Here is a 14,888-nt window from a genome sequence, read left to right as displayed (position 1 = left end):
GATGAAACAGAAAACACCATCACCACACAGCACTTTCAAGCATACGGCAACGACAGTTAAAGAGATGGACAACATGGGACGTGAGACAAAAAAAATCTGGCAGAAATTAACCGCCTATTGCTGCGCCGGTTTATTAACCTTTCAACCACTGATCAGCGTAGCGGATACCATCGCGGTTGATAAAACCGTTTCCGTCAGTCAGCGCCCGACGCTGGACAGGGCAGCCAACGGCGTCGACATCGTTAACATCGCGCGGCCTAACGACAAAGGCGTTTCGCACAATTTATTTTCTGAGTTTAATGTCAGCAAAGACGGCGTGATCCTCAACAACAGTCGCACTATCACCAATACTCAACTCGGCGGCCACATTGCCGGCAACGCTAACCTTACCGATGCCAGTGCGCGATTAATTTTAAATGAAGTCACCGGCGCGAACCGTTCGCAATTGTTGGGCTACACCGAAATTGCCGGGCAGGCTGCCGATTATGTGCTCGCCAACCCCTACGGCATTACCTGCGATGGTTGCGGCTTTATTAATATTCCCCGCGTAACCCTCGCTGCCGGTAAGCCGGAAATGGCGAACGGTCAACTGCGCTCCATCAATGTCGACAACGGCAATTTTATTGTGCAAGGCATGGGCCTTAATGCGGCCAATGTAAAACACCTGGATATCATCGCGCGCTCTGCATATATCAATGCGCAGTTGCACGCGCAAAAAGTCATGATGGCGCTCGGTAAAAACCGCGTGGATTATGCAACGAGTCGCCCGACGGCGTTGGAATACGACGGTAGCGAATCACCGGAATTTGCGCTGGATGTGGCAGCCTTGGGCGGTATGTATGTCAATGCCATCACCATGATGGGTACCGAAAGCGGCGTGGGAGTGCGTGTTGCGGGCGATATGGCCGCCGCAACAGGCGACATGGTACTAACTGCCGACGGCAATATCGTGATTAATAAAGCCACCGCCAAAGAGCGCATTGCTATCTCAAGTTTTAACGGCGACGTGACGCTGCAAGGTAATGTTCATGCCAATATTATTGATGCCATTGCTGGCAAAACCCTGAGCATCAGCGGCGATATCCTTGCCGGCACCAGCGAAATTGATTTGCGCGCACAGGATATCGTGACCGATGCGCAATTACTCACCGGCTTCGACAATAACGGCAATTACCTGAAAGACGGTTTGCTGCTCGCCATTGCGCAAAACAGTTGGATCAATAGTGGTGAAGTCTTATCCACCGGCGACGCTAATATTGTGGTTAACCGTTTGCTGAATAAACCGGATGCATTAATTCAGGCTGACAAGGATTTATTGTTACGTGCGGTTACCGTCACCAACCAGAACGCCATCATCGCAGCGGGTGGGGATCTCACCGTCACTGCATCGGGTTATTTTGATAACACCGACGGCGCGCTGTTTTCCGGTTCACAAAATCTTACCGGCGATTTTGGCCAATTCAACAACACCGCCGGATTACTCTCCGCCGGTGCGGATATTCACGTTGCGATTGCGCAAGAACTGAATAACGCCAGCGGCAATATCAGTGCCGGTGGTGGTGTGTTGATTGAAGGCGAGGGCACATTGACCAATGCCGGTGGCAGCATCAATTCATCCGATGCAGCGCTCAACTTGCAAGGCATCTTCAATAACCAGAACGGTTCTTACATTCGTGACGATGCTGATCTGGTGTTAAACCTGGGCGGGCTGGATAACCGTAACGGTTATTTATTTCACAGCGGCACCGGTGTATTTGAATTAAACATCACCGGTGATTTCGATAACCGCGCAGGCCAGTTCGGCAGCGAGGGCAGTTTATTTGTTACTGCCGACAACCTGTTCAATGACGACGGCATTCTATACGGCAAAGATCGGCTGGACCTGGCGATTACCAACAGCATCATCAACCTGCGCGGCCAGCTCTCCAGCGGCGCCATCATGGCGATTAATAGCCGTGTATTGAATAACAACATGGGTGAAATATTTGCAGCGGACCTGGCGGTAACGATAACCGATGATTTCAATAACCGTGACGGGTTATTGCAAGCAGGCAACCTGCAACTGCAAGCACAAACACTCGACAACCAGCAGGGCGATATTTATGCCCATACCCTGAATGCCACTGCTGCAAACATCAACAACGATGGCGGCACGCTGGAAGCGAATCAACTGACCTTAACCGTGGAAGGCGAACTCAGTAATCGCCTCGACAGCGAGGGCAACGCCGGGCAATTATTAGCAACGGGCAACCAGGACAACAGCCTTGCATTAACGGTAACCGGGGAACTGGATAATACCGGCGGTTTAATTCAATCGGCGGCAACCAATAACAGCCTGACACTAGCCAACCTGAATAACACCCAGGGCCGCATTCAACACCTTGGCGCGGGCCGTTTTGATGTATTCAGCACAGCGTTCAATAACACTGAAGGAAAACTTATAGGTAATGGTGTGTTGGCGGTAACGGCAGAACAACTCACAAACACCAGTGGTTTAATCAGTAGCCTGAATGATGTATTTTTGACAGCCACTGGTACCGTAAACAACACCAGCGGGCGCATCGAAAGTGCCGCAGGTTTGCAAATAACCGCCGAGGTATTAACAAACCAACAAGGTGTTGTGCTCAGTTCTGGCAGTAACGACACCATTATTCAAACCACCACATTGGATAACAACAGCGGCACCATCCAAACCAATGCCAACACACTCAACATAAACGCCACGGATATTGATAATACCGACGGAAAAATTCTGCACGCGGGTGCGAACGCGTTACAAATTACCGCCGTTGATCTGACAAACCAAACCGGCGAGATAATCAGTAACGCCAACCTCGCGATCAACGATGCAACCATCAATAACCGTGCCGGCACCTTATCCGCAAACACCATCGCCATCGACGGTACCAGCCTGGACAACGACGACGGTGTAATTGATGGTGAGACGCTAGACATTACACTCACCGGCAATTTACTCAACGATGGCAACGCCTATCTGGTTGCACAAAGCACAGCAAACAACAGCCTCGCACTAACCATTAGCGGCCTGCTGCGCAACGCCGGTACGCTCGGTACCAACGCAGCCTCCGCACAAATAACCGCACAAAACCTTACCAATACTGGTCGTTTTGTCCATACGGGCAGTGGTGTATTGCAGCTAGATGTGCAACAAGCATTAGTCAACGAAAACCGCATAGAAAGCAACGGCAGCATGGTGCTGCGTGCTGACAGTATGCGCAACCAATATTTGCTGGCCAGCAGCGGTTATCTGGATATTGGCGTTACCGGATTACTGGACAACCGCAGCGGTACGCTGGACAGCCAGGGGCGTGTTCAAATAACCGCAGCAGATCTGGATAACCGCGCTGGACTGGTCCTCGCAACCGGCGCCACAGATAGCAACATCAACGTCACTAACATATTGGACAACACCGGCGGCACACTGCAAACCAACGCGAACAACTTCTCCATTACTGCGGAGGAATTGCGCAACAACGATAACGGAAAACTGTTGCACGCCGGCAATAACACCTTACAAATCATCGCAACAAACCTGGCCAACAACAGCGGGCAAATCGCCAGTAACAATACATTGGTTGTAGACGCGGCGGACGTTAACAATCAATCCGGTAACCTGGGCGCGCAGACCATTACCCTCACCGGCGACCAACTCGATAATAGCAGCGGTGTTGTCGATGCGGATCAGTTGACGATCAATGTGACTGGCGATGTATTGAATAACAATAACGGCCAACTCATTGCACTGGGCGCGGACAACAATGCGTTGCTGTTAACTGTCGGCGGTTTGCTGGATAACGGTGGCTACATTGGTACCAACGCCCAACAAGCCACCATTAACGCAGGCAACTTCACCAACAGCGGTCAGGTGCTTCATGCCGGCTTTGGTGTTTTGCGGTTGGATGTACAACAGGCCTGGTTAAATAACGGCGTATTGGAAAGCAATGGCAATCTGCTCGCCACCACGGGCACGCTGACAAACACTAACCTGATTGCCACCAGCGGCACGCTCGATGTCACCGCAACAACCATCACCAACAGCAACACGCTGGACAGCGGCGCCGCCATCAACCTCACCGCCACGAATCTGGATAATAGCAACGGCACCATCACCGCCGCCGGAACCGTCAACAGCCGTATCGACATTGCCGACACCCTGCAAAATACCGATGGCATTATTCAAGCCAATGCAAATCAATTCACCATTGCTGTCGATCAACTCAACAACAACAGCGGGCAAATTTTACATGCCGGTGCAAACGCGCTGGGTATCACCGCAACATCAGTTGATAACACCACCGGTTCCCTTGTCAGCAATAATCAACTTGTTCTGGCCGCGCAACAAACGGTTAACCGTGCGGGCAACATTAGCGCTGCTACAGTGGATATCTCCGGCACAGATTTGAGTAACCGCGATGGAACGATTGATGCCGATCAATTGCAAATTCAGTTAAGCGGCAACCTGGATAATATTTCCGATACCGCAACGGCCAGCATCAGCGCCTTGGGCACCGCCGCCGATAGTTTGATGATCAATGTTGACGGCACGCTGCAAAACAGCGGCACCCTGCAAACCAATGCCGACAGCGCCAACTTGACGCTGGGTAACTTCACCAACACCGGACGCGTGTTGCACGCCGGTTTTGGTGTGCTGCGTCTCGATGTACAGAACGATTTGATTAACCAGCAGCGCATCGACAGCAACGGCTCGCAAGAGTTATTCGCTGGCAATATCAATAACACCGGCATCATCACTGCTGCCGGAAACCTGGATATTGATTTCAGTCAGGCGCTGACCAACAGCGGCGACTTGGATGCAGCGGGTGCGTTTAGCCTGGCCGGTACCACATTAACCAACACTGGCTACATCACCGGCGCAGGCACAATCGATAACGTTATCAACCTGAGTGGCACGCTCAACAATAACGGCGGCGTTATTCAAACCAATGCCAATAACTTTTCCATCACCGCCGCACAATTGCAAAATACCAACGCCGCCGCAATCAAACATGCGGGCACCGGTCAGTTGGATATTAATGCCACGGAAGTCACCAACAACAGTGCCAGCATCACCAGCAACAGCGAACTCGTGATAAACGCGGATACTTTCAACAACCGCGAAGCCACTATTGCCGCGCAACAAATTCAGGTTGCCGGCCAATCCGTGGACAACAGCGGCGGCACCATCGACGCAGATCGATTGCGCATGGAGCTCAGCGGTGACCTGACCAACAACCTTGGGACTACCAACGGCCTGGTTGGATTAATCACCGCATTAAGCACTAATGCAGATGATTTGTGGCTAAACGTTGCCGGTAATCTGAATAATGCCGGTGTGATTCAAACCCGCGCGGAATCCGCCTACATCGCCGCCGGGCAATTGAATAACAGCAATGCGATTAATCACGTCGGTGTTGGTGTGTTGCGCCTTGATGTGCTGACCGATTTAATTAACAGCAACCTTCTGGAATCCAGCGGCCAAATTAATCTTACCGCTAGCGAGGTTACCAACAGCGGTGTCATCGCGGCGATTGATACACTCGATATCAATACACAAAATACGTTCAACAACAATCAAGGCACGCTCGACTCAAGCGCCGCCATTAATCTGCAAGCGAACAGCTTTACCAATGCTGATGGTTACGTCGTCAGCGCCGGTACCGACAGCATCACCTGGACGGTCATCAATTCCCTGAACAATACCGACGGCATCATTGAAACCAACGCGCAGAATATTGTGTTTACGCTGGGCAATTTAACCAACCAAAACGGTCGCATCACCCACGCAGGTAACGGCACCTTCACCCTTAATGCAGACGATGAAATCAATAACCAAAGTGGTTTGCTGGAAAGTGTAGCGACTATCGCGCTGAACAGCCCGGTCATCAATAACGCGCAAGGCGATATCTATGCCGACACGATCACCCTTGGTGGTGGCAACCTGGACAATACCGACGGCATCATTGAAGCCAATACGCTTGCGTTGCAATTAGCACAAATTACCAACCAACAATCCAACAGCAGCGAGCGCGGAATTTTGTCTGCATTGGGTAATGCTGCAGACAGTTTATCGATTGACACTACCGGCACCCTGACCAACAGCGGCATTATTCAAACCAATGCGCTTAATGCGACCATCAACGCGCAAAGCATTAACAATACCAAGGCTATTACGCACGCGGGCCTGGGCGTGTTGCGCATAGACACCAGCGGCGCATTAACCAATAACGCCGGGCAAATCGTCAGCCTGGGTTCACTGGATGTGAACGTGAACAATCTGGCCAACAGCAACAGCGCCGCATTGGTTGCAGAAAATACACTGACACTTAACGCGCAAACCGGCATCACCAATAACGCCAGCCAGATCGGCGCGACACAAGCAATCAATATCAACGTCGCTGCGGGCAATCTCGTTAACAGTAATGCAGCAAAAATCATCAGCAACAACGGCACGTCCACCGTCAATGCCAGTGGCACGATCAACAATCAAACCGGCGAGATTGCAGTAACCGGCAACAGCACTGTCAGCGCGGGTAATCAGATTGACAATCGCGCCGGTACGATTGCCCACGTCGGCGACGGCGATTTAACGGTTAGTGCGACCACCATCGATAACAGTGGCGGCAACCTGGTGGGCGAAAATCGTCTGCTAATAAATAACTTTACCCAACTGCTCAACAATATGTTCAACGGTGTTGTCGGCAATATTAATGCACCGCACATCACGCTCGACGGTAGCACCATCAACAACACAGGTGGAACCATCTACGCTAGCGGTACCAACAGTCTGGAAGTCACCGCCGACAGCCTCACGAACAATAACGGGGATATGTTCAGCGAAGGTAATGTCACCATTGACACCGACACACTCGCCAACACCGGCGGCCGCATTCAATCCCAACAAATCCTGACACTGAACCTGCCCAGCTTTACATTAAACGGTGGATTGTTGAATGCCGCCGGTTCGCTGGTGATTAACACCCAGGGTAATTTAGTGAATGGTGCAGGCAACCAATTAATCACCAATGGCGACCTCACCCTGAACACCAACGGCAGCATCACCAATCAGGGAACCTTATCCACCTTGGGCAACCTGGGCTTAAGCGGGATTAATCTCACCAACCAAGCCAATGCCGTGATCAGTGCCGGTAACTTACTGGACTTAAATTTCACCGGCACCGTGACCAACGCCGGGCGATTATCGTCTGGTCAGAACTTCAACCTTATTGCGCAAACGCTTACCAACAACAGCGGCGCCATCGCAGCAGGTAATAATTTCACTGCAACAATCGGTGGCAACCTGGCTAACCGCAGCCTGTTGTTTGCAGCTAATGATTTGAATTTGTATGTCGCGGGACAAGTGAACAACTACACCCAGGCAAATATCTTTGCGCTGAATAACATTACCATCGCACGTAACGCCGCACTGGTCAGAAACACGCAAGTATTGAATGAATCCGGCACCATTGAATCCTACGGTGGCAATGTTGGTATCTATACAGGCGGACTCCTTAATCGCCGCGCGGAATACACGGTTGATGCTAACGGCAATATGCTGACGGATTCTGGTGTTGCCTTCATTCTTGCCGGCGGAAATATGACGCTGAATGCAAATTTGATTCGCAACAGCATCAGCATGATTGCTGCAGATGGGAATTTAGATATGCAAGGCGGTTCGCTGGTTAACGAAGCATATCTATATGGATATGACACACCGCAAGAGTATTACACCGCATTAGGTGCGAGAAATGTTGATTGTTACGATAATGGATATTGTTACATGAGTTCTGTCTGGTATGAGAATCCAGAGGACTATGGTAATGGAATTATATACGCTGTTATTGATATGAATTCACAAGCGCAATCTGGCTGGCTTTCGGATAATTATCTAGATGGATTTATTGGGGGAGTTCTGTACCAGACTGGTATGTCTTTCTATACAGATTCGCCTCGTTCAGCTCTTGAAGAATTAATTAGAGCTTTGAGTCATTTTATTGATTTTGATAACGTGGGGTCCAACTGGGATGATCATCCCTACAATTACGATGCATATGCAGACGGCTGGGTTAGTGTTCCAGGTTGGATGCCTCCTTATACTCAACATATTGGTTACTTCCTACCCGACCAAATCTGGTTAGACAGCTTCTCCACCGTCGCCTCCACCATCCAGGCGGGCGGCAACCTCACGGGTACCTTCTCCGGTACCTTGGAGAACGTCAACTTGCACCGCACAATTGACGGCGCCGTGTCAGAAACACGAAATCAGTTCGTATTAGCCGACCACAGCAACATCAACAACGCCGCCAACAACACGTTGAGAAACACCAACACCAATGCCAGCGGCAGCAATCTTGTTACTGTTGAACAACAAACCGTAAACGTCGGCAATACGGTAAACGTTAACGCCACAACCCAACAATTCGGCACCAACACCGACAAAACTATCAATAGCAACACCGGCACCAAAACGGTTGATCGCGCACTGGGTTCGGTAGAGCAAATCAACAGCAACGCCGCCACCGCACAAATCGATGGCACTCGCACCGGCGTTGACAATATCACCAGCCAAACCGGCGGTACCAACGTCAGCGGCGGCAATACCACCGTAGAAAACGCCACCAGCACCAACACGCCGGTAGCATTGGAAAACAACAACACCGATGCGCCGCCGGTTGCAGTAGTCGACAACAACGGCGCAACGCCGGTGGACACGCAAAACCCCGGCACCGATCCGTTCGACCCGGATACGAACCCGATAACACCGCCGACCAATAACGGCAACGGCACCACCGTGCCGGAAGTCATTTCCTACAACCCGACACAAAATCTGCAACTGCCCACCAACAACGGCATGTTCGTGGTCAACACCACACCGCAAAGCCAATACCTGGTGGAAACTAATCCGATTCTCACCGATTACCTGAATTTTATCGGCACCGACTATTTACTGGATCGCCTGGGCTACGACCCGGCGGAACTGCAACGCCGCCTGGGCGATGCATTTTACGAAACCCGCTTACTGCGCGAGGGCCTGTTTAATTTATTCGGCCAACGTTACCTCACCGATCAAAACACCGGTCTTGCCTTTACCAGCGATGAAGCACAATTTAAATATTTAATGGACAACGCCATCGCCGCGAATGAAGCACTGGAACTCAGCGTCGGCATCGCGTTAAGTGCGGAACAGGTGGCACAACTCACCCACGACATTGTGTGGCTGGTCGAGCAGAACGTGAACGGTGAAAAAGTCCTCGCGCCGGTGTACTACGCCAGCGCCGCACGCGCCGGTGACCTGGATAACAAAGGCGCGTTGATGACCGGCCAGAATGTGTCGCTCTCGGCGGACAGCGGCATGACCAACACCGGGCGACTGATTGGCCAACACGATTTAACGTTACGCACCCAACAAGCGCTGCAAAATACCGGCACCATCAGCGCCGATAATTTTGTGTTACTGGAAGCAGGCAGCATCACCAACACCCGCGACAAAGTCGGTAACAGCGGCAACATCGCTTCGGGCCGTGCGGGTACCGTGCAATTAATTTCACGCGGCGATATCAACAACGACAGCCGCATTGCCGGCGGCGATTTATTATTGAAGTCCCAAACCGGCAGCCTCATAAACAGCGGCAGCCTCAGCGCCAACCGCGATCTGGTCGCCATTGCGCAACGCGACATCATCAACACCGTGGTGACAGAAAAAACCGGCGAGCGCGTCGGCAGTATTGAATCCGGTCGCAACCTGTCCTTAATCACCCGTGAAGGCGACATCAGCAACCGCGCCGCACTAACGACCGAAACCCAAGGCCACACCACCCGCGTCACTGTCGGCACCGCACCGCGCATCAATGCCGGTGGTGATATGACGCTGGACGCCGGGCGCGATGTGCTGCTCACCGCGAGCAATTTGCGCAGCGGCAACGACATGACCTTAAATGCCGCGCGCGATATCCAGGTGGAAAACGCCGCGAACGAAAGCCACTTTGTGGGTAAGGATTACAAAGGCAAAGTCAACCAGAGCAGCCGCGTTGAACACGTCGGCAGCAGCCTCGCTGCCGGTGGTGATTTGAGCATGAACGCCGGGCGCGATGTGAACCTGCTCGGCACAGCCGTAACCGCGCAAGGCAACATCGCCCTTACCGCCGAACGCGACATCAACCTCGAAGCCGTGGCCGACACGGTCGATAGCGAGTTCCACCACAAACGCCACGACAGCATCAAGAACACCGTTACCCATGTACAAACCACGCTGGCGGCTGGTGGCGACGCGAGCATGAACGCGGGGCAAGATATCAACATGATCGGCAGCACCATCACTGCACAAGGCGATGCATCGCTCCATGCAGAACGCGATACCAATTTAGTCGCGGTGAACGATTCGGAATACCACTACGAATACGAGAAAAAGAAAAAATCGTTTGGGCGTAGTAGAACGCGCATCGATGAAACACTGCACACTGAGAACGTTGGCAGTGCGGTCATTGCCGGTGGCAACGTCACCGTGAATGCCACGCTGAATAAAGACGATGGCAGCATTGCCATGCAGGACAGCCGCAACGTGTTGTTGCACGGCAGCACCTTGCAAGGCGGTGGTGATGTGATTGTCGGTGCCGGTGAAAATATTCTGGTCACCGCCAACACCGAAGAACACCTGGAACGCCACGAAAACAAAAAATCCGGCTTCGGCGGTTTCACCGGCAAAGGCCGCAGCGATACCCAGGCACAAACCGTACAGATCGGCAGTGTGGTCGACGCCGGTAACGACGCGGTGTTGTTATCCGGTAATAACCTCACCGTGGCAGGCAGCACGGTCGCCGCTGACAATTCGGTGGAAATGCACGCAGGCCTTACGAATGAAACCGGCGATCTCAATATTCTTGCCTTGCAGGACGACAGCTTCAGCGAAAGCAAAACCCATAAAAAATCCTTCGGTATTGATATCAGCAGCGACTTTGTGTCCTTCAGCAAGGAACGCGATAACAGCAACGATGGCACCGCCAGCACCAACGCCGCGAGTGTGATCCTCGCGGGCAACAACATCACCGGTAACGCCGCGCAGGATGTCAACGTGGTCGGCAGCGTGTTGGATGCGGGCAACAACCTGTCATTGGATGGTGGCCGCAACGTCATCATCACTGCGGGTAAAAATGCCGAGTCCGCCGGCAGCGAACACAAAAACCGTCGCGACGGCATCGGGCTGGATGGCGACGACAACGGCATCAGCGTCTTCGCCGGCAATGAAACCCGCAGCAACCGCGAGCAGATCAACCAGAACACCGTGGCCGCGAGTTACCTGAATGCCGGTAACGATGTCACCGTCAGCGCGGGCAATGATTTACTCATCAGCGGCAGCGATGTGAATGCCGGTCGTAACCTGGACCTGAGCGCTGTCAACAACGCCACCATCAACGCCAGCCAGGAACAACTCGACAGCGAGACCAAAAGCAGTTTCACCCGCGACGGTTTGACCGTCACCGCCAACCACAACATCGGCCAGGCGATTGATGCGATTGGCAACATCGGCAAGGGCGACAACGCCATCAGCAACGCCAGCGAAGTCATGCGCGCGATGGATGCAATGAACAATGTCGCCCCCAGCGGCAGCGCGTTCCTGGGCCAGACCACCACCAGCGACAAACAACACACCCAACAAACCACCGCGCGCGGCAGTAACCTGAATGCGGGTGGCGATGTGACCGTGGATGCGGGTAATACCACCAACATCAACGCGACCAACGTCAACGCCGGGCGGGATATTCGCATCACCGGCAAAGATGTGCTGATCGACTATGCCCAAAACACCCAGACCACCAACACAATGCACGACTCGCAACAGGTCGGTGTGACCCTGCAAGCCACGCAAGGCAACGCCAGCCTGACCGCCGGTTTCAGCAAAGCCGAATCTGACCTGGAGCAGGTCGCGGTCACCACCACCGGCAGCAGCTTTACGGCGGAACGCGATATCAACATCCACGCCACCAACGACCTGAGCATCACCGGCAGCGACTTAACCGCAAACCGCAATATCCGCCTGCAAGGCGACAACGACGTAACGATTCAGGCCGGGCAGGGCTACACCACCTCGCAACTGGATGAAGAACACCTGAGCGCCGGGGCAGGGATTAACTTTGGCAGCAACGGCATCGGCTTTACCGCCTATGTCGGCGCCGGGGAAAACGACCTGGACCGCGAATACGTCAACCACCGCAACAGCCACATCACCGCCAAAGACACCCTGACCGTGATCAGCGGCAACGACACCACCATCAGCGGCGCGAACCTGCTGGCCAGCAACCTCGACATGGACGTGGGCAACAACCTGCATGCGGAATCCCTGCAAGACACCGGCAGCGTGGACGGCAAACGCTGGGACGCCAGCGGCAGCATTACCGTGGGTGCCGGCGTGAGCGGCGGTGCCAGTGTCGGCTACGGCGAAACCGACGGCAGCCGCGCCTGGGTGACGGAACAGACCAGCTTGATCGGTACCGAGTCCGTGAACATCAAAGTCGGTAACCACACGCAGGTGGACGGTGCCCTCATTGCCAATATCAAAGACGACGGCACCGACGGCGGCAACCTGAACCTTGATACGCGCACACTCGGCTTCAGCGATTTACAGGACCACGACAAGGAAGAAAGCAATTATTTAAGCATCGGCTTCAGCACTGGCGGCAACCCCGGCGCTAACGCCAACACCGGTGCGAGCCCGGACAGTGAAGACAGCAGTTGGAAAGTGGAAGGCAGCCATTACGAGCTGGACCATGAGCAAACCACCCGCGCCACGATTGGGCAGGGTAATGTCACTGTGCGTGACGACGAGCAAACCGGCAACGACTCCACGACAGGATTGAACCGCGATACGCAACTCGCGCAGGAAGTGACGAAGGATAAGGAGCGGAATGTTGACCTTTATGTGTCGAGTACGGCGATTGAGTCTGCGAAGAATCTCACTGCCTCTGGTGAACAAAACACATTGAGTCAGTGGAAGGATAATGTCACCTCTGTGGCTGATCCGGATGCGTGGAAAAACGTGGCCACGCAGGGTACGCAAGTTGTGGTGGTCGGCGCAGCCGTCGCCATTGACGAAGACATCTCCATAAAAGGCATTAACGACGCTATCGCCCACCGCAACGCCATTCAGCAAAGTGTGACCGTACTGGAAACGGAAGCCTCCACACCCGAACAACGCAAGGATGCAGCGGAATACCTGGTGCGCAACCGTGTGAACTGGGATACCGACAACCCGCAAGCCGTAGCACTGCGCGACGACATGGCTGAAAGCCTCGGCCAATTGATGCTGACCGATCCGGCCAAAGCCGAATACGCGCTCCAGCTTTTTGCGCAGGTGGTGCAAGAGAGTGAGCAACCCGGCAATAACATCTACAGCGTCGGTTCAAAATTGTTGCCTGAATTGCTCGCGGTACTGGGCGTTACCACCATGGTGGCGACCACGCAAACATCACTGGATGATGAGCTGGCTCAAAATGTGGCACGTCAACTGGGAAATACCGATGCCAATGGTTTGCGCGCACTGGAAGACCTGCGCAGCGAACAACAGGTGTTTGGCCGCAACCTGAGTGATGCGGAAATCTATGCCCGCCTGCAACCGGGCGAGGCATACCAGCGTGAAGATGGCACCGTACTGGTCAGAACCGAAGACGGCTACGAATGGACCACCTATGCAAGCAACACGCACGCCAGCCAATACGCTATCCTCACACCCAGTGAGCTAGGGCAAAGCGGCGGATATCAGGCATACGACGGCGACAAACCCACGAGCCTGACCACACCGGTAGCGGATAACCTCGGCACCAACAACACGCAAACCTTACCTGCCACACAGGATAATTATGTGGGCGGTTATGAAGCAGCGGATCAGTTGCCGACGGATACGGCAGGTGGAACAGCAACGCCGGTTGTGCCGATTACGGCGATGATGTCGGAGAATGCCTACCATTCTCCTGCAAATCCTAATTCCGCAGGAAAAACTCAGAATATATTAGATGGAATTAATCCTGATTTTCTAAATCCAGATAGCCGTTTCGGGAAAGCATTCTATATTGGAGAAGATGCGACCACTGTTATATCGGAGCTTTCGCATCATGGTTTAGACTCAACTCATGCTATTCGCTATACCATAGATATAAATAACGCCAATATTCTTGATTTAACGAATCCTGAAATTGCTAAAGCATGGGGATATTCGGGTGGAAGTATTACATCAGAAACCAAAGCCATTGGTGATAAGGCAAAGGCGGAAGGTTTTAATGTAATAAGATTCAATTCCGAACGTAATCCTGGCGGTGTGAACCACGCCGTTCTTGATGAATTTGAACAAATATTAAGACCAGAGATGGTCGTTCCGGTGAAGCCATGAAACTAGAAAAAATAAATCTCAAAGCGCAGCTGTTTGAATACGAATGCGCCTTTTGCCATGCAAAGCATAAAGAGCCAATGTACCCTCCTGGTGGATTTTCCTATGGAGAGTTCATGTTAAGAAGCAATAGTAATAATCGGCTTATGTACCTTAATGCAATGGAAGATCCTACCTTTCTCGAAGTTAGTAATCTTGTGAAGAAAAATCCACGATTAAATGGACTTAAAGAATCCGAAAAATCAGAAGTTTTTCAAAGGGTCGTAGGCAGGGCGTACGACTCTGATGAGGGGGAATATGGAATTGGTGTCTCTCCCATGTGTAGTGTATGCGGGTCGACAGATGTGGAAAGTTATCAAGAAGTTATTCCCCCCGAATTTATCAATATTAGTGTACCGGTAGCTACATCCGAGAAATGGCAAAAGCTCGCTGATGTAGAAAAAAAGAAATTAATTGATGAATGGATTAATGCTGTCAATGGATAACGTCTATTAAA

The 14,888-nt window shown here is 52.5% G+C and carries 2 protein-coding genes; both read left to right on the top strand.

Annotated features, from left to right (window positions below; genetic code table 11):
• Nucleotide 1: 1 nt before the first annotated feature.
• On the top strand, nucleotides 2-14,395 hold the full coding sequence (locus tag ACSV5M_RS14570; RefSeq protein ID WP_439176969.1) for a hemagglutinin repeat-containing protein: 14,394 nt from the start codon (nucleotides 2-4) through the stop codon (nucleotides 14,393-14,395).
• Nucleotides 14,392-14,877, top strand: coding sequence for a hypothetical protein (locus tag ACSV5M_RS14565; protein ID WP_439176968.1), 486 nt, complete (start codon nucleotides 14,392-14,394; stop codon nucleotides 14,875-14,877). The genes ACSV5M_RS14570 and ACSV5M_RS14565 overlap by 4 nt, the downstream gene beginning before the upstream one ends.
• The last annotated feature ends 11 nt before the right edge of the window (nucleotides 14,878-14,888 follow it).

It is taken from the genome of Cellvibrio sp. ARAG 10.3, assembly GCF_051846955.1.
In the GTDB taxonomy this organism is placed as follows: domain Bacteria; phylum Pseudomonadota; class Gammaproteobacteria; order Pseudomonadales; family Cellvibrionaceae; genus Cellvibrio.
The sequence above is the reverse complement of the archived record's forward strand: the minus strand, read 5'-3'. Positions and strand labels throughout refer to the sequence as shown.